The sequence below is a fragment of the Paracoccus ferrooxidans genome, assembly GCF_029909815.1.
Lineage (GTDB): Bacteria > Pseudomonadota > Alphaproteobacteria > Rhodobacterales > Rhodobacteraceae > Paracoccus > Paracoccus versutus.
The window spans coordinates 209,468-234,460 of the sequence record NZ_CP038202.1 but is presented as its reverse complement, the minus strand read 5'-3'; the positions used below and the strand labels follow the sequence as shown (position 1 = coordinate 234,460).

General features: G+C 69.7%; 23 protein-coding genes and 1 pseudogene. 8 read left to right on the top strand and 16 right to left on the bottom strand.

All coding sequences use genetic code 11. From position 1 onward, the window contains the following. The first annotated feature begins 8 nt into the window (after positions 1–8). Positions 9–758 carry an amino acid ABC transporter ATP-binding protein gene (locus tag E3U26_RS18225; protein ID WP_116220447.1) on the top strand — a complete coding sequence of 250 codons (750 nt, stop codon included), beginning with the start codon at positions 9–11 and terminating at the stop codon, positions 756–758. A gap of 294 nt (positions 759–1,052) precedes the next feature. On the opposite strand, the gene E3U26_RS18220 is transcribed toward E3U26_RS18225, so the two are convergent. Genes E3U26_RS18220 through E3U26_RS18205 form a run of 4 tightly spaced genes read right to left on the bottom strand, consistent with a single transcriptional unit; the run spans position 1,053 to position 6,059 of the window. Further along, positions 1,053–1,664 carry a hypothetical protein gene (locus E3U26_RS18220; protein ID WP_499107132.1) on the bottom strand — a complete coding sequence of 204 codons (612 nt, stop codon included), beginning with the start codon at positions 1,662–1,664 and terminating at the stop codon, positions 1,053–1,055. A 1-nt stretch (position 1,665) separates the two neighbouring features. After that, a complete protein-coding gene (locus E3U26_RS18215; protein ID WP_499107130.1) occupies positions 1,666–4,542 on the bottom strand; it encodes an aminomethyltransferase family protein in 2,877 nt (958 codons plus the stop codon). Beyond that, positions 4,539–4,808: a sarcosine oxidase subunit delta gene (locus tag E3U26_RS18210; RefSeq protein WP_036759689.1), complete on the bottom strand. Its 270-nt coding sequence runs from the start codon at positions 4,806–4,808 to the stop codon at positions 4,539–4,541. The genes E3U26_RS18215 and E3U26_RS18210 overlap by 4 nt, the downstream gene beginning before the upstream one ends. A gap of 9 nt (positions 4,809–4,817) precedes the next feature. Further along, complete coding sequence (locus E3U26_RS18205; RefSeq protein ID WP_499107128.1) at positions 4,818–6,059, bottom strand: sarcosine oxidase subunit beta family protein; 1,242 nt, start codon at positions 6,057–6,059, stop codon at positions 4,818–4,820. A gap of 172 nt (positions 6,060–6,231) precedes the next feature. On the opposite strand from E3U26_RS18205, the gene E3U26_RS18200 reads away from it, so the two are divergent. Beyond that, entirely contained in the window at positions 6,232–7,134 is a 903-nt protein-coding gene (locus E3U26_RS18200; RefSeq protein WP_499107126.1) for a LysR family transcriptional regulator, read from the top strand. A 9-nt stretch (positions 7,135–7,143) separates the two neighbouring features. Here the strand turns inward: E3U26_RS18200 and E3U26_RS18195 are convergent. The 3 genes and pseudogenes from E3U26_RS18195 to E3U26_RS18185 all read right to left on the bottom strand — a co-directional run. Further along, positions 7,144–7,406 (bottom strand): annotated as a pseudogene (locus tag E3U26_RS18195) (DUF2269 family protein); the annotation flags it as partial. Between the two features lie 218 nt (positions 7,407–7,624). Continuing rightward, a complete protein-coding gene (locus E3U26_RS18190; protein WP_499107124.1) occupies positions 7,625–7,948 on the bottom strand; it encodes a Rossmann-fold NAD(P)-binding domain-containing protein in 324 nt (107 codons plus the stop codon). 78 nt (positions 7,949–8,026) lie between these two features. Then, a complete protein-coding gene (locus E3U26_RS18185; protein WP_499107121.1) occupies positions 8,027–8,428 on the bottom strand; it encodes an NAD-dependent epimerase/dehydratase family protein in 402 nt (133 codons plus the stop codon). A gap of 318 nt (positions 8,429–8,746) precedes the next feature. Between E3U26_RS18185 and E3U26_RS18180 the strand changes: the two genes are divergently transcribed. Then, a complete protein-coding gene (locus E3U26_RS18180; RefSeq protein ID WP_499107119.1) occupies positions 8,747–9,292 on the top strand; it encodes a CAP domain-containing protein in 546 nt (181 codons plus the stop codon). 21 nt (positions 9,293–9,313) lie between these two features. Here the strand turns inward: E3U26_RS18180 and E3U26_RS18175 are convergent, their stop codons facing one another. The 8 genes from E3U26_RS18175 to tauA all read right to left on the bottom strand — a co-directional run bounded on the left by E3U26_RS18175 (position 9,314) and on the right by tauA (position 17,911). Next, on the bottom strand, positions 9,314–10,294 hold the full coding sequence (locus E3U26_RS18175; RefSeq protein WP_116220454.1) for a phosphate acetyltransferase: 981 nt from the start codon (positions 10,292–10,294) through the stop codon (positions 9,314–9,316). 3 nt (positions 10,295–10,297) lie between these two features. Next, complete coding sequence (locus E3U26_RS18170) at positions 10,298–11,314, bottom strand: YeiH family protein (RefSeq protein WP_072462047.1); 1,017 nt, start codon at positions 11,312–11,314, stop codon at positions 10,298–10,300. Positions 11,315–11,527: 213 nt separating this feature from the next. Next, the gene (xsc, locus tag E3U26_RS18165; RefSeq protein ID WP_499105593.1) at positions 11,528–13,309 is read right to left on the bottom strand and encodes a sulfoacetaldehyde acetyltransferase; all 1,782 of its coding nucleotides are present in this window, start codon (positions 13,307–13,309) and stop codon (positions 11,528–11,530) included. A gap of 12 nt (positions 13,310–13,321) precedes the next feature. Continuing rightward, positions 13,322–14,713 (bottom strand): NAD(P)/FAD-dependent oxidoreductase, encoded by a 1,392-nt coding sequence (locus E3U26_RS18160; protein WP_499107116.1) that lies wholly within the window; start codon positions 14,711–14,713, stop codon positions 13,322–13,324. Between the two features lie 8 nt (positions 14,714–14,721). After that, a complete protein-coding gene (locus E3U26_RS18155; RefSeq protein WP_499107114.1) occupies positions 14,722–15,144 on the bottom strand; it encodes a nuclear transport factor 2 family protein in 423 nt (140 codons plus the stop codon). Positions 15,145–15,236: 92 nt separating this feature from the next. Then, complete coding sequence (locus E3U26_RS18150) at positions 15,237–16,064, bottom strand: ABC transporter permease subunit (RefSeq protein WP_036756128.1); 828 nt, start codon at positions 16,062–16,064, stop codon at positions 15,237–15,239. Further along, on the bottom strand, positions 16,057–16,866 hold the full coding sequence (locus E3U26_RS18145; protein WP_036756131.1) for a taurine ABC transporter ATP-binding protein: 810 nt from the start codon (positions 16,864–16,866) through the stop codon (positions 16,057–16,059). Before E3U26_RS18145 ends, E3U26_RS18150 begins: the two co-directional genes overlap by 8 nt. A 67-nt stretch (positions 16,867–16,933) precedes the next feature. Then, the gene (gene tauA, locus E3U26_RS18140) at positions 16,934–17,911 is read right to left on the bottom strand and encodes a taurine ABC transporter substrate-binding protein (RefSeq protein WP_281029283.1); all 978 of its coding nucleotides are present in this window, start codon (positions 17,909–17,911) and stop codon (positions 16,934–16,936) included. A gap of 205 nt (positions 17,912–18,116) precedes the next feature. Here tauA and pdxR point away from each other — a divergent pair, with 205 nt between their 5' ends. The 5 genes from pdxR to E3U26_RS18115 all read left to right on the top strand — a co-directional run bounded on the left by pdxR (position 18,117) and on the right by E3U26_RS18115 (position 23,397). Next, positions 18,117–19,604: a MocR-like pyridoxine biosynthesis transcription factor PdxR gene (gene pdxR / locus E3U26_RS18135; RefSeq protein WP_036756136.1), complete on the top strand. Its 1,488-nt coding sequence runs from the start codon at positions 18,117–18,119 to the stop codon at positions 19,602–19,604. Positions 19,605–20,001: 397 nt separating this feature from the next. Beyond that, positions 20,002–20,511 (top strand): bifunctional 3-hydroxydecanoyl-ACP dehydratase/trans-2-decenoyl-ACP isomerase, encoded by a 510-nt coding sequence (gene fabA / locus E3U26_RS18130; RefSeq protein ID WP_036756139.1) that lies wholly within the window; start codon positions 20,002–20,004, stop codon positions 20,509–20,511. A 21-nt stretch (positions 20,512–20,532) separates the two neighbouring features. Further along, entirely contained in the window at positions 20,533–21,762 is a 1,230-nt protein-coding gene (fabB, locus tag E3U26_RS18125; protein ID WP_072462122.1) for a beta-ketoacyl-ACP synthase I, read from the top strand. A 19-nt stretch (positions 21,763–21,781) separates the two neighbouring features. Beyond that, on the top strand, positions 21,782–22,570 hold the full coding sequence (locus E3U26_RS18120) for an enoyl-ACP reductase FabI (RefSeq protein ID WP_214274278.1): 789 nt from the start codon (positions 21,782–21,784) through the stop codon (positions 22,568–22,570). Beyond that, positions 22,570–23,397: an alpha/beta fold hydrolase gene (locus tag E3U26_RS18115; protein WP_116220457.1), complete on the top strand. Its 828-nt coding sequence runs from the start codon at positions 22,570–22,572 to the stop codon at positions 23,395–23,397. Before E3U26_RS18120 ends, E3U26_RS18115 begins: the two co-directional genes overlap by 1 nt. A 433-nt stretch (positions 23,398–23,830) precedes the next feature. On the opposite strand, the gene E3U26_RS18110 is transcribed toward E3U26_RS18115, so the two are convergent. Then, positions 23,831–24,865, bottom strand: coding sequence for an Ldh family oxidoreductase (locus E3U26_RS18110; protein ID WP_499107104.1), 1,035 nt, complete (start codon positions 24,863–24,865; stop codon positions 23,831–23,833). Positions 24,866–24,993 lie beyond the last annotated feature (128 nt).

Below are 24,993 nucleotides of genomic sequence, written 5' to 3'. Positions count from 1 at the left end.
GGTGTCCCATGACAAACTGGACCGCCGACCAGCCCATCGTCCGCCTGCGCGACGTCCACAAATCCTATGGCCAGGTCGAGGTGCTTCGCGGCATCAGCATGGACGTGATGAAGGGCGAGGTGATCTGCATCATCGGCCCCTCGGGATCGGGCAAGTCGACGCTGATCCGCTGCATCAATGCGCTGAACGACATCCAGGCCGGCTCGATCCAGGTCGAGGGGCAAGAGGTCCACGACCCCAGGCTGGACAAGCTGGCCTTGCGGCGCAAGGTCGGCATGGTCTTTCAGCAATACAACCTGTTCCCGCACAAGACCGCGCTGCAGAATGTGATGATGGCGCCGGTCAAGGTGCTGAAGGAAAAGCCTGCCGAGGTCGAGACCCGCGCCCGCGCCCTGCTGAAGAAGGTGCGGCTGGAGGGCAAGGAGAACCACTATCCGGGCGAGCTTTCGGGCGGCCAGCAGCAGCGCATCGCCATCGCCCGCTCGCTGGCGATGCGGCCCGACGTGATGCTGTTCGACGAGGTGACGGCAGCGCTGGACCCCGAGACGGTCAAGGAAGTCCTTGTCACCATCAAGGATCTGGCCGCCGAGGGCATGACCTGCATCCTGGTCACGCATGAGATGGGCTTCGCGCGCGAGGTCGCCGACCACATCTATTTCACCGACCGCGGCGTGATCGTGGAACACGGGCCCCCGGCCGAGTTCTTTACCCAGGCCAAGGACGCGCGCACCCGCGATTTCCTGGACCAGGTGCTGTAGCGCCGGCTAGAATCCGAACGCCTGCCCGATCCGGCGGATCGGGCGGGCATTTTCGCGGCCGGCAGGGCAAGGCGTGCGGACAAAGGCGGGCGATCAGCCCCCCAGGCGGCCCATCCCGAATACCCGGCGGCACATCGGTGACGAAATCCGTCGCGTAATCGAACAAGGCCACGTCGAGACGCGCGCACCCGCGATCTCCTGGGCTAGGTGCTGTCGCGCCCCAAGAACGCAACGCCCGCCCGATCCGGCAGATCGGGCGGGCGTCTTCATGTTCGCCAAAGGGGGACCGGGCGATCAGCCCGCCAGGCGGCCCATCTGGAATCCCGGCAGCACGTCGGCGACGAAATCCGCCGCATAGTCCGACGAGGCCACGTCGAACAGCATGTCCAGGCCGGGCTGGCCGTTGCGGTCGTTGCGGACCAGCACCGCATCCATGTGCAGGGCGCGGGTCTGGACCACGGCGCCGGGACCGAAAACATGCGGCCGGGTATCGACCGCGGTCAGCAGCGGCAGGGCATCGGCCAGGCCCGGCCCGGTCAGGGCCAGCCAGCACCAGGTCTCCTCGCGCCAGGCGTCGAAGCCCTTGGGGCCGGCGGCCTGCTGCCAGTCCTGCCGCAACGCGGCCAGCCCCGTTGGTCCGGCGAGGGGATCGGCCAGCAGGATGACCTCGTCGCCGCCCAGCCGGACGACGGTCATGCCGGGGGCCTCGGCCGTTCGGTGGATGGTGTCGGGCAGCGGGCAGCCGCGGCCGGAGAGCCACGCGGCCGTGCCGGGCCCGCGCAGCCCGAAACGCGGCAGCGCGGACAGGTCGAGCATCCAGTCCCGGCCGTCCTGGGGCCAGGCGTCCAGCAGCGGCAGCCGGTCGGCAAGCGGCCATATCCGGGCCGGTGCGGCAAGCGCGGTCATCTCACATCTCCTGTCGTGCGTTGTCTTTGTCATGGAAGGGCAGCGCGACGACGGGCGCCTCGACCTCGGCGCCGGCAAAGCCGCGCAGGGTGATCCGCGACCCCGGCTCGGCCTGGTCGGGGGCGACATGGGCCAGCCCGATCCATTGCCCCAGCGTCGGCGAATACCCGAAGGAGGTGACATGGCCGACAGGCTTGCCGTCCTGAAGCACCAGCGCGGATTCGCCCACCCCGGCCGCATTCCCCTCGTCCGGCAGGGCAAAGCCGCAAAGCCGGCGCTTGTCGCCCAGGGCGCGGCGGCGCTCGACCGCGGGCTTGCCGATGTAGAAGGGCTTCTTGCGCGACAGTGCCCAGCCCATGCCCAGCTCGTCCGGCGTGGACAGCGCATCGGTGTCCTGCCCGATGATGATATGGCCCTTTTCCAGCCGCAGGATGCGCGACGCCTCGAGCCCATAGGGCCGCAGCCCCAGGTCCGCCCCCGCCTCGAGCAGCGCCGCCCAAAGCCCGGCGGCATGGGATTGCGGCAGGTGGATCTCGTAGCTCAACTCGCCGGTGAAGCCGATGCGCATGACCCGGACCGGACAACCCGCCAGTTCGCCCTCGCGCCCGTCCAGGAAGGCAAAGCCCTCGCGGCCGAAGTCGATGCTGCCGGGCAGGCGCTCCAGCACCTCGCGGGCCCTGGGGCCGGTCAGGTTCATGGCGCCGAAGGCCGCGGTCACGTTCTGGATGTCGACCCTGGCGCCCATGATGGTCTTTTGCAGCATCATCTCGGCGAAAAGCCGATCGACCGCGCCGGTGGTCGCCGTCACGTAGAAATGCTCGTCCGACAGGCGGAAGGCCACGCCGTCGTCCAGGATCGACCCCATCTCGTTCAGGGCCAGGCAATAGCGCACCCGGCCCACCGGCTGCCCGGCATGGGCCATGGTATAGATGCGGTCCATGAAGGCCCCCGCATCCGGCCCGCGGATCTCCAGCTTGCCCAGGGTCGAGACGTCCAGCATCCCCGCCGCCTCGCGCACCATGCGGGTCTCGCGCCGGATCGCATCCTCGGGCGCGTCGGCGCCGGGATAGACCAGGGGCCGCCACCAGGCGCCCACCGGCGTCATCCGGGCCCCGGCCGCCAGATGGGCGGCGTGCAGCGGCGTGCGGCGGTGGCGTTCGGGCGTGGTATCGGCCAGAAGGCCCAGCCTTTCCGGGCCGAAGGGCGGGCGCGCGGTGGTGATGCCGACCTCGGCCAGGCTGCGCGCGGTCTTGCGGGCGACGATGCGCGCCGTGGCCAGCGCCGAATGCCGCCCCTGCGACGGCCCCATGCCGACGGTGGAATAGCGCTTCACCAGCTCCAGTTCGCGATAGCCGTCGGCGATGGCGTTCTCGATGTCCTTGACCTGGAGATCCTCGTCGAAATCGACGAAGTCGCGGCCCTTGGGATGGGCCGGCGAGGGCGCGGCGCGGCGCCAGCCGGCCTGCACCGGCGCCGGCAGTTCCTGCGCGGGCGCCAGGCCCAGCCCGGCCGCGGCGCGCAGCCCGGCGATCCGGCCGCTTTCGATCACCGCCGCCAGGTCGGACAGGCCCGCCGCCGCCCCGGCAAGGTGGACATGATCCGGCACCCCGGTGATCGAGAAACGCGTGCCGCCGTCGTCCGAGGACAGCCGCGCCCCGGCATGAAGCGCAAGCTGGTAGCCCGGCGTATAGCCGCCGGCCATGACCAGCAGGTCGCAGTCCAGCCGGGTTCGGCCGCCCTGGCGGTCCTGGACCTCGACCGCCTTCAGGTGCAGGCCGCCGCGGGCCTGCCGGATGGTGCAGCCGCGCATGACCGGCACCCCGCGCCGCGCCAGCTCCGGGGCAAGGCCGTCGCGGTCCTCGGCCTCGGGGTCGATCACCGCGGCGATCCTGACGCCGGCATCGTCCAGGTCCAGGGCCGCCAGATAGCCGTCGCGGTCGCCGGCATAGACCACCGCCCGCCGGCCCGGACGCACGCCGTAATGCCGCATCAGGCGCTGCGCGGCCGAGGACAGCATGACGCCGGGCAGGTCGTTGTTGCGAAAGATCAGCGGCTGCTCGTGCGCGCCGGTGGCCAGCACCAGCTCGGCGGCGCGGATGCGGATCAGGCGGTCGCCTTGCAGCACCGGCAGCCAGTTGTCGGCGAAATGCCCGTTGCAGGTCGCGCCGGACAGGACCGCGATCCCGGCCGCCGCCGCCTTCCGGCGCAGCGCGTCCAGGTGGCGGGCCGCATCGGCGGTTTCGACGCCGAAGCGGGCATAGGTCAGCGCGCCGCCCAGTTCCGGCTCCTTCTCGACCAGGATCACGTCGGCGCCCGCCTCGGCGGCGGCGATGGCGGCGGCAAGGCCGGCCGGCCCCGCCCCCACCACCAGCACGTCGCAATGCCGGGTTTCCTTGAGATAGCGGCGCGGCGCCGGGTCCAGGCTGACGGTGCCCAGCCCGGCCGAGGCGCGGATGATCGGCTCCCACAGCTTCAGCCAGCTGGTCCTGCGCGGCCCGAAGAAGGTGCGGTAATAGAAACCCACCGGCAGGAAGCGGCCCAGGTGGTCGATGATGCGGCCGCGATCCCGGCGCAGGCTGCCGCTGACGTTCAGCGGCGTGACCGCCATGCCCTCGGCCACCTGGCGCAGGTCGGCGCGGACATTGGCCTCGTCGCCGATCTGCACCAGGGTATTGGCGTCCTGCCCGGCCATGGTCAGGATGCCGCGCGGGCGGTGATACTTGAAGGACCGCGACAGGATCCATTCGCCCTTGGCGGCCAGCGCGCTGGCGATGGTGTCGCCGGGATGGGCAGAGACGGGCCGCCCCTCGAAGGTGAAGCCGATGGCGGCGTTGCGGTCGATGCGGCTGCCCCAGCCGTGGCCAAGTCTGTTGCTCATGCGGCGCTCGTGGGTTTGTCTGCGTCCGAACCCTTCAGCCAGGTGCGCAGGATTTCATCCGAGATCAGGTTGCGTTCGGCGATGAACACCGTGTTCGAGGGGGTGTGGCGCCACCATTCGCGCAGCACGCCCATCGGGTTCGGCGCCAGGAAAAGCCGCTCGACCAGGGTTTCGTCGCGGGCCTCGTCCTCGGCATGGACGGGGCCGAGCCATTGGAATTCGGAAATATTGCGGGGCCCGTTCACCGGGCAGGTCATGATCTTCATCGCAGCACCTCAATGCCCGGCCGCCGTGGCGCCCATTTCGTTCAGAAGCTCGAATCGCGCAAAGCGCTCCAGCGCAAAGGGCATCAGGATGTCGGGCACCCGCCCGGTCGCGATGGTTTCGGCCATGCGCTTGCCCGCCACCGCCGTCGCCTTGAACCCCCAGGTGCCCCAGCCCGCGTCCAGCCAATAGTTCTGCAGGGGCGAGGCGCCCATGATCGGGCTGAAATCCGGGGTGATGTCGGTGATCCCCGCCCATTGCCGCAAAAGCTTGACGTTATGCAGGAAGGGCATCAGTTGCAGCGCGCCGGTGGCCAGCGCCTCTTTCTGCGGCAGGCTGGAGCGGGTCGAGGCCAGCTGGTAGGGGTCGGTCCCGCCGCCGATCACGATCTCCCCGCGCGAGGACTGCACCAGATAGGTATGCAGGTTCGACGAGGACAGCAGGATGTCCAGGAACGGCTTGAGCGGCTGCGTGACCATGGCCTGCAGGGGAAAGCAGCGGATCGGCAACCGGATGCCGGCCATTTTGGCGATGCGCCCGTTCATCCCGCCCGCCGCCTGCAAGACCTGCCCAGCCAGGACGGTGCCGCGGTTGGTCCGTATTTCGGTCACGCGGCCGCCGGCGATGCCGAAGCCCGTGACCTCGGTGCGCTGGTGGATCTCGACCCCGCGCTCGGCGGCGCGCTTGGCATAGCCCCAGGCGACGGCGTCGTGGCGCGCGGTGCCGCCGTCGGCGTGCCACAGCCCGCCCAGGACCTCGTGCTGGCCGCCGAAATCCATGTTCACATGCGGGCACAGCTCCTGCACGGTCTGGGCATCCACGACCTCGGCGCGGATACCGGCATGCTTGCCCATCTCGGCCCGCAGGCGAAAGCTGCGCATGGCCGCGTCGGAATGGGCCAGCGTCAGCTGGCCGCGCTGCGAGAACATGACGTTGAAGCCCAGCTCCTGCGACATGGTCTCGAACAGCGAGACGCCTTCGCGATAGAACTCGATCGAGGGCAGCGTCAGGTAGTTTGAGCGCACCGTCGTCGTGTTGCGCGCCGTGTTGCCGCCGGCCAGATAGCCCTTTTCCAGCACGGCGATGTTCGAGATGCCGTGGTAATGCGACAGGTAATAGGCCGCCGCCAGCCCGTGGCCGCCGCCGCCGATGATGACGACATCGTAGCTTCTGCGCAGCTCGGGCGTGGAGGGAATGTCGCGATAGGGCCGGTGGCCCCGTCTCAACCCGTATTTCAGCAATTCGATCGGCATGCGTCGTCCCCGGTTTTCCGCCGCCAGTCTTGCTGCCGGCCGCTGCGCGGGCAAGAAACGGAACCTGGCCCTCAGACCCCGTTTTCGTAATGGCCGGAAAAGAAAACCCGCTGGCAAGGGGCAGGCCGTCCCGCCATAATGACCGGCGGCCCGGCAGATGAGGATCGGCCCCATGGACCTGCGCTTTCTGGAAACCTTCATCGCCATCGCCGATTGCGGCTCGATCGCCGAGGCGGCCCGGCGGCTGAACCGCACGCCGGCGGCCCTGACCCAGCGCCTGCACGCGCTGGAGCAGGAGCTGGGGCACAAGCTGGTCCTGCGCTCGGGGCGCACGGTGCAGCCCACGGCCCAGGGGCTGGCGATCCTGGATCATGCCCGCGCGCTGGTGCAGGGCGCGCGCGATCTTCAGGCGCTGGCGGCGAACGGGGTGCCGGCGGGGCAGTTGCGGCTGGGCGCGACCGCGACCTCGCTGACCGGATTGCTGCCGGCCATCATCACCCGGCTCAGCGCCGACTATCCCTCGATCGAATATTTCGTCCAGCCCGGCTCGTCGGTCGATCTCTACCACCGCGTGGTCGAGGGACAGCTGGACGCGGCGATCATCGTCAGGCCGCAATTCGCCATCCCGAAATCCACCGACTGGCTGACCATCCGCGACGAGCCGCTGGTCTTCATCGCCTCGCAATCCGCGCCGCCGCTCGACCCGCATGTGCTGATCGAGCGGTCGCGCTTCATCCGCTACGACCGCAACCAATGGGGCGGGCAGATCGTGGACAAATACATCCGCGACCACGGGCTGAAGGTGCAGGAATGGCTGGAGCTGGACGCGCTGGACGCCATCGCCGCGCTGGTGGACCGGGGCCTGGGCGTGGCCATCGTCCCCGACTGGGCGCCGCCCTGGCCGGATGGGCTGCGGCTGCGCAAGACCCTGCTGCCCGCCGGCGAGGCGCGGCATACCGGGGTGATCTGGCAGCGGTCCGGCGCCCGGCATCCGGCGGTCCACGCCTTTGTGCAGGCCTGCCGGACGGTCTTTGCCGGGCCGGCCGCCGGCGTCAGGGGCCGGCCGCCGCCCTGAGGCGGGGCCCTACCAGATCTGCGCCGGCCGCGCGATCATCAGCCAGAAGATGCCCGGCACGGCGGCAAAGGCCGGAAAGCCGAAGGCGAACCAGGCCCGAAAACAGCGCGGCGGCAGCGCGCGCGCCGGTGCAGCGCCGCGACGGCCAGGTCGCGCATCTGCATCTGCATCCAGACCACCGGCAGCCAGAAGGCGCCGGTCAGCAGATAAAGCAGCAGCGACAGCACGATCCGATGCTCGCCCAGCCCATAGCCCAGGTGCCAGGCCAGCGCGCCCGCGACCACCCCCGGCCCGGCCAGCGCCCCATGCATCAGTTCCAGCCCGTTCTCGAAACCCGTGGTCAGCGAGATGATCGCGGTCAGCGTCCAGAACAGCACCAGCACCACGAACAGCACCGGCTTGATGGGATAAAACCGGGCGAACCAGCGCTCCTGCACCGTGGCCGGGCGCGCGCGCAAGGTCTCCTCCAGGCCGCGGGGCCGGATGCCGGTCAGTTGCGTCTAGGGCGCCGGGTCGCCGACGGCGCCGTGGCGGATCTCGGCCCGCGCGGTGCTGCGCAGCGGCGGGCGCCGGCCCAGCCTGCCCGCCAGGTCGCCCGCCCGGTAAAGCAGGCCCGCCACCAGCCAGGCAGCGCCAGCGGCCGCGCCGGGCGCCAGCCCAGCCAGGCGCGATGCAGCGCCCCCACCTGGGCAAAGGACAGTCGCTCTGGCCCGGCCAGCTCCAGCGCCAGCCGTGCCGGCCGGTCGGGCGGGACGAAGAACGCCACGGTTTCGGCCACATCCTCCAGCGCCACCCCCTGCAGGGGGCCGGTCACGGGCATCACCGGCAGCACGGGCAGGGCCGCCCAGCACCACCGAGGGCCGCAGGATCACCCAGTCCGGGTCCAGCGCCATCAGCGCCCTGTCGCCCTTGAGCTTGCTGGCCGAATAGGCCGAGGCCTGCCGCCGGTCCACCCGATGGCCGAGAAATGCACGACCCGCCGCACCCCCGCCGCCGCGCAGGCGCGAAACAGCGCCTCCGCCCCGGTGGCATGGGCGGCGGCGGTATCCTCGCGCGCATTGTCCAGCAACACGCCGACGCAGTGCACCACCGCGTCGATGTCGCGAAGATGCGGCAGCCAGGTCTCGGGCTCGCGCGCCTGGCGGAAATCCACCCGGATCCAGCCCGAGACCGCGCCGGGTGCCGCCGGCGCGGCGCTGCGGGTGGTGCCCAGGACGACATGGCCGTCGGCGACCAGCCGGGTGCAGACGCTTTGCCCGATCAGCCCCGTCGCCCCCGTCACCAGCACCCCCATGGCCGGCCTGCATCGGGGGCTGTATCGGGGGCTGGGCCGGCCGCCTCACGCCTGACCGGGCGGCTCATCGGTCGTCTCTCCCTGGGATTTGCACGAAAATTCCGCGAGGACCGGGTGAAGCGCCCGCAAGCGGCCTTGTTCCAGCGCCGCAGCGGATCAGGAACCATGTCCCCTTCCGGGTCGTTTTGCACGCATGACGTGTCCGAAGATCGCCGGCACAGCTCCAGGGCGCTGCGACCCGCATTTCCATCGTGCTTTCGTTCAGGTTTTTCCAGTCGTGCCGCAGGCGTTCTTCCATCGCATCAGGAGGAAAACACGATGCCGCACGAAATCCCCCACCCCGCATGCACGGCGGTTGCGGCCTGCCTGCTGCTGGCCGCCTGCACCGCGCCGCCAAGCGCCGGGCCGGACAAGGCCTATGACGTGCAGGTCTCGGCGCCGGGCCTGGTCGAATGCAGCGCCCCCAGCCCGCAGGTCGTCCGTTCCGGCCTCACCGCCACCAACCGCGCCCGCAGCCAGGCCGGGCTGCCCGCGGTCCAGGCCAATGCCCTGCTGTCGCAGGCCGCGGCCGCCCATGCCTGCGACATGGCGCAGCGCGGCCGGATGAGCCATGCCGGCAGCCGCAGCAGCGGCCCGGCGCAACGGCTCAAGGCGCTGGGATATGCGCCGCGCATCACCGCCGAGAACATCGCCGCCGGCCCCTACGGCGCCGACCAGGTGCTGGGGGAATGGAACAGCTCCAGCGGGCACCGGGCCAATATCCTGATCCCGCAGGTCCGGCAGTTCGGCATCGGCCACGCCACCGGCGCGGATGGCCGGACCCGCTTCTGGTCGGCCGTCTATGCCGCCCCGGCCGGGCGCTGAACGCAGCGGGTCGGGCCGCCGCTAGGACGCGGCGACCGGCCCGGGCTTTGCTGTCTGGACGGCTGTTACGGCTGCTGCGTCGACGATGTCTTTGACGGAGCATCCTCGCGAGAGGTCGTTTGCGGGTTTTGCCAGTCCCTGCAGGATGGGCCCGATGGCGGTGAGGCCGCCCAGGCGCTCGGCGATCTTGTAGCCGATATTGCCCGCGGCGAGGTCGGGAAAGACGAAGACGTTCGGCCGCCCCGACAGCCGGCTGGCCGGCGCCTTCCTCGCCCGGATCGCCTCGTCCAGCGCGGCGTCGAACTGCATCTCGCCATCCACCTCGAGATCCGGGGCCGCGGCGCGGATCAGCGCCAGCGCCTCGCGCAGCCGGCCGAGGCTCGGGTGGTCGGCCGAGCCCGCGGTCGAGAAGGACAGCAGCGCCACCCGCGGCTCCTCGGCCAGCAGCCGGCGGCAGCTTTCGGCGGCCGAAAGCGCGATGGCGGCGAGCTCCTGCGCGTCGGGCTGGATCACCAGCCCGCAATCGGCAAAGATCATGCCGCCCCTGATCGGCGCGCCCGGCCCGCAGGACAGCATCAGGAAAAAGCTCGACACGATGCCGGCATCGGGCGCCCGGCCGATGATCTGCAACGCGGCGCGGACGGTGTCGGCGGTGGTGGCGACGGCGCCGCCCAGCGTGCCGTCGGCCTGGCCCAGCCGCACCCGCATCGCCGCCTGGCGGATCGGGTCGCGCATCTCGGCCAGCGCGCGTTCGCCGGTCATGCCCCTGGCCGCGCGCATGCGGTGCCAATGGTCGGCCAGTTCCGCCAGGTCGGGCGCGCCGGCCGGGTCGATGCGGCGGGCGCCGGGGATCTCGGGCCCGCCCATCAGGGTGACGCGCGCCAGCCCCTCGGCCAGCAGCCGGCGGGCGGCCTCGGCCACGCGCGGGTCGTCGCCCTCGGACAGGATGATGTGGCGGTCCAGCGCCTTGGCGGTCTGGTGGATGCGCTCGAGCGGTTTCATCTCTTACCCCAGGAAATGCAGGCCGGCGACGACGAAGACGCCCAGGAACACGGTCTCGGCCACGATCAGCCCGATGGCGCCGGCGCCGACCTCGAGCATCTTGCCGAGCGAGGTCTTGATGCCGACCGCGGCGATGGCGATCAGCAATGCCCAGCGGGACAGCTGCCCGGCGAAGTCCGAGACCGCCGGCGGCACCAGCCCCAGGCTGTTGAGCGTGGCGAGCGCGAGAAAGCCGATGACGAAGCCCGGCAGCAGCGGCGGCGCCTTGCCGCCCCGGCGGTCCGAAAGCCCGCGCGCCCGGATCGCCAGGGAAAAGCACAGCACCACCGGCGCCAGCATGGCGACGCGGATCAGCTTGACCAGGGTCGCGGTCTCGCCCGCCTCGGGGCCGATCGAGAAGCCGGCGCCGACCACCTGGGCGACGTCATGGATGGTGCCGCCCAGGAAGACGCCGGAATCGCGGGCGGTGAAGCCGAAAAGCCCGGCCAGCATCGGGTAGAGCACCATGGCCACGGTCGAAAGCACGGTGACGGAGAGCACGGTGAAGACCAGGTCGCGTTCGGATTTCTCGTGCCGGGGCAGGACGGCGGCGATGGCCATGGCCGCCGAGGCGCCGCAGATCGCCACCGAGCCGCCGGTCAGCAGCGCAAAGCGCCAGCCGCGGCCGGCCAGCCGGCTGGCGGCAAGGGCGAACAGGATGGTCAGCACCACGCCCGCCGCCACCAGCGCGATGGCGCCCGGCCCCAGCGCCGCCAGCATGCCGGCCGAGATGCGCGCGCCCAGAAGCGCCACCCCCAGCCGCAGCACGGTGCGCGCGGTAAAGGCGATGCCGGGGGCGGTGCGGGTGCCCTCCTCGGCCAGGAAGTTCAGCGCCAGGCCCAAAAGCAGCGCCATCAGCATGGCGGGGGCGCCGTAATGATCCGACAGGAACTGCGCCGTGGCCGCGACCAGCGCCGAGACGGCGAAGCCCGGAAAGGCTTCCTCGATCAGGCCGCGCGAAGGGATCATGGTGGAAATCATCGTCCTCACCGGGATGCGGGGATGGGCCGGGGCGCTTGTTGCTGCACGCCGGGGGGTGTCATGGGGGTCGCGGGCGGGGCGGGGGCGCCGAGGGGGGCTCTGCCCCCCTCGCGCTTGCGCGGCCCCTCGATGGGGCCGCGCAAGCGCCCCCCCGGGGTATTTGGGAAACGGAGAAAGGCAGGGGACGCCCCGGCCTTCCGCCGCCGCCCCGCCTCAGGCCGCGCCCTGCTGGGGGCGCATGTCGGCCGGGTCGATGCCGGCGACCACCACCGGCTTCTTCATCGCGTCGCGGCGGAAGGGCTCGCCCAGTTCCTGGTTCAGCAGCACCTCGATGAAGGTGGTCTCGCGGTTCTTCATCTGCCGCTCGACCGCATCGTGCAGCGCCGCGGTCAGTTCCTCCTGGCTCTTCACCTGCACGCCGACGAGCCCGCAGGCCTGGGCGATCTTCGCATAGGAGGTGTCGCGGTCCAGCTCGGTGCCGACGAAGTTGTTGTCGTACCACAGCGTGGTGTTGCGCTTTTCCGCCCCCCATTGGTAGTTGCGGAAGATCACCATGGTGATCGCCGGCCAGTCCTCGCGGCCGCAGGCGGTCATCTCGTTCATCGAGATGCCGAAGGCGCCGTCGCCGGCAAAGCCGATCACCGGCACGTCCGGATTGCCGATCTTGGCGCCCAGGATCGCCGGGAAGCCGTAGCCGCAGGGCCCGAACAGCCCCGGCGCCAGGTATTTCCGCCCGGCCTCGAAGCTCGGGTAGGCATTGCCGATGGCGCAGTTGTTGCCGATGTCCGAGCTGACGATCGCCTCCTTCGGCACCGCCTGCATGATCGCCCGCCAGGCCTGGCGCGGGCTCATCAGCCCGGCGTCGCGCCTGCGCGCGTCCTCGTTCCATTCGGTGCCGGGATCGTCCTCCTCGTGGTCCAGGCTCGACAGTTCCTGCGCCCAGCGGGACCTGGTCTGCGCCACCAGCGCCTTGCGTTCCGCCCGGCCGGCATCGCCGGCGGTGGGGGCAAGCTGCGCCAGGATGCCGCGCGCCACCTTGGCCGCGTCGCCCTGGATGCCGACCGTGACCTTCTTGGTCAGCCCGATGCGGTCGGCGTTGATATCGACCTGGATGATCCTGGCATCCTTCGGCCAGTAGTCGATGCCATAGCCCGGCAGGGTCGAGAACGGGTTCAAGCGCGTGCCCAGCGCCAGCACCACGTCGGCCCTGGCGATGATCTCCATCGCCGCCTTCGAGCCGTTGTAGCCCAAGGGGCCCATGGCCAGCGGGTGCGAGCCGGGGAAGCTGTCGTTGTGCTGGTAGTTCGAGCAGACCGGCGCATCCAGCCGCTCGGCCAGCCTGGCCAGCTCCGGGATCGCGCCCGACAGCACCACGCCGGCGCCCGACAGGATCACCGGGAACTCGGCCGCGGACAGCAGCTTTGCCGCCTCGGCCACCGCCTGCTCGCCGCCCGCGGGCCGCTCGAAGGCGACCACCTGCGGCAGCTCCACGTCGATGACCTGGGTCCAGAAGTCGCGCGGGATGTTGATCTGCGCCGGGGCCGAGTTGCGCCAGGCCTGCATGATCACCCGGTTCAAGACCTCGGGGATGCGCGAGGCGTCGCGCACCTCTTCCTGGTAGCAGACGCAATCGGCGAAGATGCGCATCTGCTCCATCTCCTGGAAGCCGCCCTGGCCGATGGTGCGGTTCGCCGCCTGCGGCGTGACCAAGAGCAGCGGGGTGTGGTTCCAGTAGGCGGTCTTGACCGGCGTGACGAAGCCGGTCACGCCGGGGCCGTTCTGCGCGATCGCCATCGACATCCGGCCGGTCGAGCGGGTGAACCCGTCCGCCATCATCCCGGCGTTCGTCTCGTGCGCGCAGTCCCAGAACGTGATCCCAGCCCTGGGAAACAGGTCCGACACAGGCATCATCGCAGAGCCGATGATCCCGAACGCATGCTCGATCCCGTGAAGCTGGAGAACTTTCACAAAAGACTCCTCAGTGGTCATTTTCATGGCGATGGCTCCTTATTTGCGCTCGTCGCGGAAGTGATAGAGTTTGTAGAGGCCCCATTGGCCGAGGCGCCGGAACGGCGTCCTCCAGCCCTCATGCGGCAATTCGTCGTTGAAGATCGGCAGCCTGGGCACAGCCTCGCCCGCGACCAGTTGCGCCATGCGCCGCCCGGCCATGGCGGAATACATCACGCCGTTGCCGCCATAGCCCAGCGCATAGAAGGCGCCGGGCAGGTCGGCCAAGCCGGTGATGCGCGGCATCATGTCGTGGCTGACATCCACCCAGCCCCACCAACTGTAGTCCAGCTCGATCCCGCGCAGGGCGGGAAACTTGCGGGCCATCCCCTGCTTCAGCGCCTCCAGATGCGCCGGGTTCGCGGCATCGCGGCCGGTGATCGCGGCACGCGAGCCGATCTGCAGCCGGTTGTCGGGCAGCAGCCGGTAGTAATGCCGCAGCGTCCGGGTGTCGGTCAGCGGCGAGAGCTTCCGGATGCCGACCGCCTCCAGCTCGCCCGGCGTCAGCACGCGGGTGACGATGCTGTTCGACATGATCGGCATCAGCCGGTCCCTGAGTCGCGGGTGCAGGCCGCGCGGCGCATAGGCCGCCGTCGCCACCGCCACGCGCTTGGCGCGCACCGTGCCGCCCGGCGTGCGCAGGTGATGCACGCCGCCGCGGTATTCCCAGCCCTGCACCGGGCTGTCGACATGCACTTTCGCGCCCAGTTCGCGGGCGACGCGCAGGTAGCCGAAGGCCAGCTTCGCGGCATGGATGCCGACGCCGTCCACCTCCCACATGGCGCCATGCGCCTCCATGTCGCGCACGACGGTCCGGTGCAGCTCGTCGCGCGAGATCATGCGGGCGTCATAGCCGAAGGTTTCGCGCAGAAGCGCCGCCTCCTTCTGCAGCGCGGGCATCACGCTGGCCTTGTGGGCGATGTAGTAATGCCCGCCGTCCTGCGGATCGCAGTCGATCGCATGGTCGCGGATCAGCCCGCGGAACAGCTCGAACCCTTCGCAGACCTCGGCATGCAGGCCCTTGGCGGTATCGAGGCCCCAGCGCTCGATCCACTGGCTGCGCTTGAGCCGGCCCGAACTGACCTGCGCCTGCCCGCCGTTGCGGGTCGAACAGCCATAGGCGACGCCGTTCGCTTCCAGCACGGTGGCCTTGATGCCGTGCATCTTGGCCAGGTGGAGGGCGCAGGAAAGGCCGGTATAGCCCGAGCCGATCACCACCACGTCGGCATCCATGTCGCGCGTGACCGGGCCGTCGTCCGCAGGCGGCTCGCCGGCGGTGCCGATCCAGTAGGTCGGCGCGTAATCGCTGCGCGGGCCCAGGCTGCGGCTGGTGATGGGGTCATAGAACGGGTCGTAGGGCTGCGCGCCCGCTCGTTTCTCGATCGCCTGCATGGCGGGCCTCATTTCTCGGCAAGGGCGGCGGCGGAGGCGGGGGCGGGGATGGCCGGGCGCTGCTTGCGGATCGCCTGCTTCTCGACGATCCGGCCGTCCGCGATGCGGAACAGGTCCACGCCCTGCACCTCGGTCCGGCTGCCGTCGGGGTTGGTGGCGCGGAAGGTCCATTGCGACACGCCGCGGGTGCCGTCCTCGGACAGGAAATGCGTGTGGTCGGCCCATTCGACGTCCGGCATCGTGGTCCAGACGGTCTCGAAGGCCCTGGCGATAGCGGCCTTGCCCTCGACCTTGTTGCCGTATTCATGCTCGCCGGCGACGGTGTAGAACACGCAATCCTCGGCGAAATGGGTCATCACGCCGTCGATGTCGTGGCGGTTGAAGGCGTCGAAGGTGGCCTTCAGGTCGCCGGCGGTCAGCTTGCGGGTCATCGGTGGATACTCCTCTCCCGGTCGGCGGCGCGCGGGCGCGCCTCCGGGACGTTTGCGGTGAATGGTTGCGGGTCAGATCCGGCGGACGGGGGTCAGACCTTGCCCTTCCAGGGGATCAGCGCGCGCTCGATGCGGCGGATCAGCAGGTCAAAGGCAAAGGCCAGGATGCCGATCACGATGATCCCCATGATCACGGCGTCGCTGGCCAGGTATTCGGCCGAGTTCAGCACCATGAAGCCCAGGCCGCGGTGGGCGGCGACCATCTCGGCCGCGACCAGCGTCGTCCAGCCCACGCCGATGCCGATGCGCATGCCGGTGAAGATCTCGGGCAGCGCCGCCTTCAGGATGACGTGGAAGATCACCTGCAGCTTGCTGGCGCCCATGGCGTAGGCGGCATGGATCTGCTCGATCGAGACCGAGCGCACGCCGGCCCGCGCCGCGATGGCCATGGGGGCAAAGATCGCCAGGAAGATCAGGAAGACCTTGGGAAACTCGCCGATGCCCAGCCAGATGATGATCAGCGGCAGATAGGCCAAGGGCGGCAGCGGGCGGTAGAACTCGATGATCGGGTCCAGCAGGCCCCGGACCACCCGGTTCACCCCCATCAGGATGCCGACCGGCACCGCGACGGCCAGCGCCAGGAAGAAGGCGCCCAGCACCCGGCCGAGGCTGGCCAGCGTATGCTGCACCAGGGTCGAGTTCGACACCCCCTCGGTCGCGGCCAGCACGAACTTGCCCCAGACCGCGGCGGGCGAGGGCAGGAACAGCGGCCTGACCCAGCCCATGCCGGTGACCAGGAACCACAGCGCGATCAGCGCCAGCGCCGTGGCCAGGCTGATGAGCGCGCTGGAGCCGTCGCCGGGGGCGCCGTAGGATACGCCGGGCCGGGCCGGGCGTGCTTTCATCAGCCGGTCAAGCATGGATCTTTTCCTGCTCGCCGGCGCGTTCGTCGCCATAGATGATGCCAAGGATCTGCTCCCTCATCTCGATGAAATCGGGGCTGGACTTGATGGCGCGGGCATTGCCCTCGGCCAGGAAGCGGCGGTTGAAGTCCAGCTCGTAAGTGTGGGTGATGCGGCCCGGCCGCGGCGACATGACGATCAGCCGCGAGCCGAGGAACAGCGCCTCCTCGACGCTGTGGGTGATGAAGAAATACATCTTGTCGGTCTGCTGCCAGATCTGCAGCAGCAGTTCCTGCACCGTCTCGCGGGTCAGCGCGTCCAGCGCCGCCATCGGCTCGTCCATCAGCAGCATGGCCGGGTCGCAGGTCAGGGCGCGGGCGATGCCGACGCGCTGCTGCATGCCGCCCGACAGGTGATAGATCATGTGCTTGTGGAAGTCCTGCAGGCCGACCAGCGCCAGGTTCTTCACCGCGCGCTCGCGCCTTGTCCTGGCGTCCACGCCCTGCAGTTTCAGGCCGAATTCCACGTTGTCGATGACGTTCAGCCAGGGCAGCAACGCGTGTTTCTGGAACACCACGCCGCGCTCGGCGCCGGGGCCGGCGACCGGGCGGTCGCCCAGCGTGATCTGCCCGGCCGAGGGCGCCATGAACCCGGCCATCAGGTTCAGGAGCGTGGTCTTGCCGCAACCCGAGGCACCCAGCGCCACGACGAAATCGCCGCTCTTGACCTCGAGGTTCACGCCTTTCAGCGCCGTGACGGGGGCGCCCTTGTGATGGCCCGGATAGATCAGGCTGACGTCGGAAACTTTCAGTGTCTGCATATCAGCGGTCTTTCAGAGGAAAGGGTTGAAGCGCGCGGGAAGGCGGCCCCGCAAGGGGGCCCGCCGCCTATTGCGCCGCGGCCTGGGCAAAGCTCGGGTTCACGAAGGGGGCGTAATCGTCCAGCGCGCCGTCGATCTGCTTCTGCTCGACCAGGAAGCGGGCGCTTTCGCCCAGCGCGCGCACCGCGCCGCCGGTCAGCCAGGTCTCGGAGGCCTGCTCGGCCGCATCCGGGAAGGACAGCATGTTCAGCGCCTCGACCGTGCCGGCGGCATCGCCGCCGATCATCTTGACGATGCCCGCGACCTGCGGGGAATCCTCGGTCCAGGCCGCCTTGTCGGCATTGTAATCGGCATAGGCCCCGGCCAACGCCTTGGTAAAGGCGGCCATGAAGTCCGGGTTCTCGGCAGCGAATTTCTTGTCCGCCACCAGCCCGTCGAAGGTCGGCACGCTGGCCGCGCCGATCTGTTCGCTGTCGGCGATGACCGCGCCTTCCTTCATCAGCTCGGTCAGCACCGGCGGCCAGACATAGGCCGCGTCGATGTCGCCGCGCTGCCAGGCGGCCAGGATCTGCGGCGGCTTCATGTTCAGGATGTTGACGCCGCGCGGATCGATCTTCCAGACTTGGTCCATCCCGACCAGCAGGTGGAAATGCGAGGTCGAGACGAAGGGCACCGCGACGTTCTTGCCGGCCAGATCCTCGGGCTTCTCGATGCCCGAGCCGTTGCGGGCGACCAGCGCCTCGGACTTGCCGATATTGTCGAGGATCCAGAACAGCTCGAACTCCACCCCGCGCGTCGCCGCGGCGGCGATCCCGGTCGAGCCGATCACCCCCACCGGCACGTTGCCCGAGGCAAGCGCCGTCGAGATGTCGCCGCCCGAGGAAAACTGCCGCCAGTCGATCTTGTAGCCCGCCTCCTTGGCCGCGGCGTCCAGCCGACCGTCGGCGATGGCGGCGATGAAGGGGCCGACGATCTGCTGGTAGCCGACGACCACGGTGGTCTCGGCATGGGCGGGGGCCAGGCCGAGGCCGGCGCCAAGCGTCATCGCGGCCAGGAAGGCTCCGGCCCGGTTCATGTTGGTCATTCTTGTGACTCCCTGTTTTTCGATTGTTGGTCTTGCGACGCGGCCGAGCCTGTCGACTCAGCCCCGGTGATTGGCATGGGCAACTCTGCACGGTTGCTTCTGCGGCAAAATGTTGCAGGTGACGGGGCGTAACGATATGTCCAGATGAAAGCAAAGATAAGGCCAGATGAGCGACCGGATTCCCGTCGAAATGTTCTTTTCCCGCGACAGCGATGCAGGCACGCTGCAGGCGCGGCTGGCGGCGGCCATCGTGCGGGCGATCCTGGAGACGCGGGCGCGGCCGGGCACGCGGCTGCCCTCGTCGCGGGGGCTGGCCGCTGCGCTGGGGATTTCGCGGATGACCGTGACGCTGGTCTACCAGGAGCTGGTCAGCCAGGGCTATCTGGAGACGCGGGCACGGTCCGGCATCATCGTCGCCGCCACCGTGCCGCACCGCCGGCTGAAGGTGCAGGAGCCCGTGCCGCACGAGACCGCGCTCGACTGGGACAGCTGGCTTGCGGGCCAGCTGCCGCGGCAGCGGGTGATCCGCAAGCCGGCGAACTGGCGCGACTTCCGCTATCCCTTCATCTACGGGCAAAGCGACGCGGCGCTCTTCGACCACAACGCCTGGCGCGACTGCGCCCGCCGGGCCTGGGGGACGCGGGATTTCGGCGAGCTGGCCTCGGATCTCTACGGCGCCGACGACCCGATGCTGATCGACTACATCTGCTCGCATTCCCTGCCCCGCCGCGGCATCCAGGCCGAGCCGGACGAGGTGCTGGTGACGCTGGGGGCGCAGAACGCGCTGTTCATCGCCGTCGAGCTGCTGGCGCGCGGCGACCGGCTGGCCGTGACCGAGGATCCGGGCTATCCCGATTTCGCCGAGACCCTGCGCCGCGCCCACAGCCCGACCACCTTCCTCGACGTGGACGAGGGCGGGCTGAACCCCGAGCTGCTGCCGCAGGGGACGCGGCTGGTGATCGTGACGCCCAGCCACAACATCCCGACCGGCGCGACCATGCCGCTGGCGCGGCGCCGCGACCTGCTGGCCCGCGCCGCCGCGCATGATTTCCTGATCGTCGAGGACGATTACGACTTCGAGATGTCCTATCTGGCCCCGCCGGCGCCGGCGCTGAAATCGCTCGACCGGTCGGGGCGGGTGATCTATGTCGGCAGCTTCTCGAAATCGCTGTTTCCGGGGCTGCGCATCGGCTACATGGTGGCGCCGGCGCCCTTCATCGCGCGAGCCCGCGCGCTGCGCGCCATCATGCTGCGCCACCCGCCGAACCACCTGCAAAGGATCACCGCCTATTTCCTGGCGCTCGGCCATTACGACGCGCATATCGTGCGGCTGCGCGGGGCGCTGAAACGCCGCCGCGCGCTGATGGAGCAGGCGCTGGCGGCCACCGGGCTGCGCATCGCCGGGGCGGCGCGCTCGGGCGGGTCGAGCCTGTGGATCGAGGGACCGGCCGGCATCGACAGCGCCGTCCTGGCAGCAAGGCTACAAGAGGACAGCGTGCTGATCGAGCCGGGCGAGGTCTTCTTCGAAACCCCGCCGCAGCCCTGCGCCTTCTTCCGGCTGGGCTATTCCTCGATCCGCGAGGGGGACATCGCGCCGGGCATCGCCCTGATCGCCCGCCGCACCCGCGACCTGGCCGCGGAACAGGCCGGCTGACCGCCCGTTCCCCCGTCATGGGGGCTTTGCCCCCGCGCGTTCCGCGCTCCCCCAGGATATTTCGGCACGAAAGAAGCCGCGGCCCGGTATTCTCCTGCCCGGTTCTTTCGTGTTGAAATATCCTGCGGGGGTCTGGGGGCGCAAAGCCCCCGGATGCGGCGCCGGCCATGGTGCGCAAGGCCCGCCCGTCCTGCCGGGCGGGGAAAGCTGCGGCAAATCGTCCGCCGCGCCTCCGTCTTTGGCAACCGCCGGCATATCCGACGCAAAAACCCGCAAAACCTGCGCCCTTGCGCCCTGCCGGGACGGAATGATAGACCCGAAAGCAAGTGCGGCGCGGGCTTGCCCGGCAGCCGCCGCAGCAGTTAACGCAACGTCGGATCGAGGGGAACACACGCGCATGACGATGACACGGACCAGCTTTGACAAGGAAGATCTGCTGGCCTGCGCCCGTGGCGAGTTGTTCGGCCCCGGAAATGCCCAATTGCCCGAACCGCCGATGCTGATGATGGACCGCATCACCGAGATTTCCGCCGATGCCGGCCCGCATGGCAAGGGCCATGTCGTCGCCGAATTCGACATCCATCCCGACCTGTGGTTTTTTGCCTGCCATTTTCCCGGCAATCCGATCATGCCGGGCTGCCTGGGCCTTGACGGGCTGTGGCAGCTGACCGGCTTCAACCTGGGCTGGCGCGGCTGGCAGGGGCGCGGCTATGCGCTTGGCGTGGGCGAGGTCAAGCTGACCGGCATGGTCCGCCCCGACCGCAAGCTCTTGCGCTATTTCGTCGATTTCACCAAGGCAGTCCAGACCCGTCGCCTGACCATGGGCGTCGCCGACGGCCGTGTCGAGGCCGACGGCGAAACCATCTATGAGGTCAAGGACATGAAGGTTGCCCTGTCGGCCGCCTGACACATGAACAAGGAGCACGCCATGCGCCGTGTCGTCATCACCGGGCTGGGCATCGTCTCTCCCATCGGCAACAATGCCACCGAGGTCACCGAAAGCCTGCGTGCCGGCCGCTCGGGCATCGTCTTCGCCCCCGAATATGCCGAGCACGGCTTTCGCAGCCAGGTCCACGGCATGCCGCAGATCGCCGTCGAGGACCATATCGACAAGCGCAACCTGCGCTTCATGGGCGCGGGCGCGGCCTATAACTTCATCGCCATGCAGCAGGCGATCGAGGATGCGGGCCTGGCGCCCGAGGATGTCTCGAACGAGCGCTCGGGCCTGGTCATGGGCTCGGGCGGGCCGTCGACCGCCAACCTGTTCGAGGCGCATCGCACCGTGATCGAGAAGGGCGCGCCCAAGCGCATGGGCCCCTTCATGGTCACGCGCTGCATGTCCTCGACCAATTCGGCCTGTCTGGCCACGCCCTTCAGGATCAAGGGCGTGAACTATTCGATCACCTCGGCCTGCTCGACCTCGGCGCATTGCATCGGCAACGGCACCGAGCTGATCCAGATGGGCAAGCAGGACATCGTCTTCGCCGGCGGCGGCGAGGAGCTGGACTGGACGCTCAGCTGCCTGTTCGACGCCATGGGCGCGATGTCGTCGAAATACAACGACACGCCCCAGACCGCCTCGCGCCCCTTCGACGCGACCCGCGACGGCTTCGTCATCGCCGGCGGCGCCGGGGTGGTGGTGCTGGAGGAGCTGGGCCACGCCCTGGCCCGCGGCGCCCGCATCTATGCCGAGGTCACCGGCTATGGCGCGACCAGCGACGGCTATGACATGGTCGCCCCTTCCGGCGAGGGCGGCGAGCGCTCGATGCGGCTGGCGCTGTCCACCCTGCCCGAGGGGCGGCGCGTCAGCTATGTCAATGCGCATGGCACCTCGACCCCGGTGGGCGACGTGGGCGAGATCAAGGCGCTGCGCCGGGTCTTTGGCGAGGGCGCGGTGCCGCCGGTGTCGTCGACCAAGTCGCTGACCGGCCATTCGCTGGGCGCGACCGGCGTGCATGAGGCGATCTATTCGCTCTTGATGATGCAGCAGGGCTTCATCGCCGCCTCGGCCAACATCACCGAGCTGGACCCCGAGATCCGGCCCGAGGAGATTGCGCAGACGCGCATGGATGACGTCGATTTCGATAGTGTCCTTTCCAACAGTTTCGGTTTTGGCGGCACCAACGCCACGCTGCTCCTGTCGAAATACCGCGAATAAACCAAGAAAAGGTTAAGCCATGAGCGAATTGATGAAAGGCAAACGCGGCCTTGTGATGGGGGTCGCGAATGACCGCTCGATCGCTTGGGGGATTGCGAAGGCGCTGGCGGATCAGGGCGCGGAACTGGCCTTTTCCTATCAGGGCGAGGCTTTCGGCAAGCGGGTCGAGCCCCTGGCGCAATCGCTGGGCTCGGACTTCCTGATGGATGTCGACGTGCTGGACGACGAATCGCTCGACCGCGCCTTTGCGGCGATCGAATCGCGCTGGGGCGGGCTGGATTTCCTGGTCCATGCCGTCGCCTATTCCGACAAGAACGAGCTGACCGGGCGATTCATCGATACGACCCGCGACAATTTCAAGAATTCCTTGACGATTTCGTGCTATTCGCTGATCGACCTGGCCCGGCGCGCGCAGCCCCTGATGAGGAATGGCGGCTCGATCATCACGCTGACCTATGCCGGCTCGAACCGGGTCACGCCGTTCTACAACGTCATGGGGGTGGCAAAGGCCGCATTGGAATCCTCGGTCCGCTACCTGGCCAACGATCTGGGCCCCGAGGGGATTCGCGTCAACGCGATCAGCCCCGGCCCGATGAAGACCCTGGCCGGCGCAGCCATCGGCGGCGCCCGCAAGACCTATCGCCATACCGAGGCCAATGCCCCGCTGCGCGCCAATGCCACGCTGGAGGCGATCGGCGGCACGGCGGTCTGGCTGTGTTCGGACTGGGGCGCCTGCACCACGGGCGAGATCGTGCTGGTCGATGGCGGCTATCACGTGCTGGGCATGCCGCAGTCGGAAAACCTGTGATGCCCGTCCGCTTCTTCCAGGCCGAGGACGGCGCCCGGCTGGCCTATCGCGACGAGGGCGAGGGGCTGGCGGTCCTGGCCCTGCCGGGGCTGACCCGGACGGGGCGGGATTTCGACTATCTGGCGCCGCATCTGGCCGGCGTGCGGCTGATCCGGCCGGATTACCGCGGCCGCGGCGATTCGGATTGGACCGGCGCGGACAGCTATACCGTCCCGCAAGAGGCGCGGGACGCGCTGGCGCTGCTGGATCACCTGGGCATCGCGCAGGCGGCGGTGCTGGGCACCTCGCGCGGGGGGATCATCGGCATGCTGCTGGCCGCGACGGCGCGCGACCGGCTGTTGGGCCTGTGCCTGAACGATGTCGGCCCGGCATTGCAGCGCAGCGGGCTGGAGCGGATCTTCGACTATGTCGGCCGCAACCCGGCCGCGAAAAGCCTGGAGGACATGGCAGAGCGCCTGCCCGCCCTCATGCCCGGCTTTGCCGGCGTGCCGGCAAGCCGATGGCTGGACGAGGCGCGGCGCCATTACGCCGAGACGCCCGCGGGCCTGCGCATCAACTACGACCCCGCCCTGCGCGAGGCGTTCCTGGCCGCCTTCAATGGGCCCGAGGTCGATCTGTGGCCGCTGTTCGACGCCGCGCAGGGGCTGCCCCTGGCGCTGGTGCGCGGGGCAAACTCGGACCTGCTGGCGCATGAGACCGCGACCGAGATGCGCTGCCGGCATCCCCAGATGATCCTGGCCGAGGTGCCCGATCGCGCCCATGTCCCCTTCCTCGACGAGCCCGAATCGCTCGCCACGATCCAGGATTGGCTTGCCGCCATGCGCTAGGTTGATCCGCCCGCCGCAAGGTCCGGGCATGATCGAACGGCCCGTCGCGGTTCTGGATCGGCACCGCGGCACCGCGCGGGCCTGTCCGCGGGGCCGTGGCAGCGCGGCCCGGCGGCCTGCCAGTCCGGCGGCTGGCGTGGCGAGGATCCGCCGCTCCAGTTCCGCCGATGCCGCGCCCGGTGGCCCGCCCTGAGCCGAGAACCGACGGCTAGGCTTCTGCACCTGATGCACAGGATCGGAACGGGGGCCTGCCTTGCAAGCCCCGCGCAATGCCGGCGTCGCGCATGATCGACCCCTGCCCTGGGGCCGGCCGCACCGCCTGGGACGGATGGACGATTCTGCTCAGCCGCTTTCCGGCAGCCAGCGCACGGGACAGGCCGCGATGCATGCCGACCGCCGGTCGTGCAGCCGCTTGGCCCCCGCCGGACCGCGATCAGCCCAGCGCCGCCAGCCCCTCGCGCTGGAAGCGCTCGATCAGCGCCAGTTCGGCGGCGGTCAGGGCGATGCCCTCGGCCTCGGAGCGGGCGCGGGCGGCAAGGCGGCGCTGGCCGGGCAGGCGCGCGCCCTGGCCCAGGATGGCGTCGAACAGCGCCTCGGCCGCAGCCAGCGGATCACCGGGCCGGCCTGCGGCGAAACGCGCCGGCGAAAAGGCCAGGATCAGCTCGCCATGCCTGGGTGCCAGGGCCAGCGTGCCCAGTTCGTCCAGCGCGCCCTGGCTGGTCAGGTCGCCGATCATCACCCCCGCCAGCAGCTCGACCATGGTCGAGATGGCCGAGCCCTTGTGCCCGCCAAAGGGCAGCATGGCCCCGGCCAGCGCCGCCTGGGGATCGGTGGTGGGCTGGCCGGCCGCGTCCAGCGCCCAGCCTTCGGGCAGGGGTTCGCCCGCCCGCGCCAGCAGCTCGATCTCGCCCCGCGCCGCGGCCGAGGTGGCGAAGTCGAAGACGTAGGGGGCGGCCCCCGCACGCGGCCAGGCAAAGGCGATGGGGTTGGTGCCCAGGATCGGCCGGTTGCCGCCCGCCGGGGCGACGGCGGCATAGCTGGGGCACATGGCAAGCCCGGCAAGGCCGCGCGCCGCCAGCGCCTCGACCTCGGGCCACAGCGCCGAGTAATGCACGCAATCGTTGATGACCAGCGCCGCCAGCCCCAGCTTTTCCGCGCGGCCGGCCAGCGCCGGCAGGCCCAGTTCGAAGGCGGCGGGGGAAAAGCCGCCGCCGGCCCCGACCCGGATCACGGCGCTGCCCTCGTCGATCAGCTCCGGCCGCGCATCGGGGGAAACCTTGCCGGCCGCCAGGGTGCGCAGGCAGCCTTCGATGCGATAGATGCCGTGCGATTTCGCGCCGTCGCGCTCGGCGGCGGTGATGATGCGGGCGATGGCATCGGCCTGCTGGGCGTTGAAGCCGGCGCGCATGAAAAGCGACTCGACCATCCGGCCAAGCTCGGCCACCGTCACCATCGTGCTGTCGTCCATGCGCCCTTCCCCGTCTGATGCCCGCCAGAAAACCGGATTTTCCGGCCAGGGGCAAGCATTCAGGCCCGATTGCCGCCCGCAAGGCGGCCAGGCATGGCGCGCCCGCGCCGGCTCGGCTAAAGCGGCAG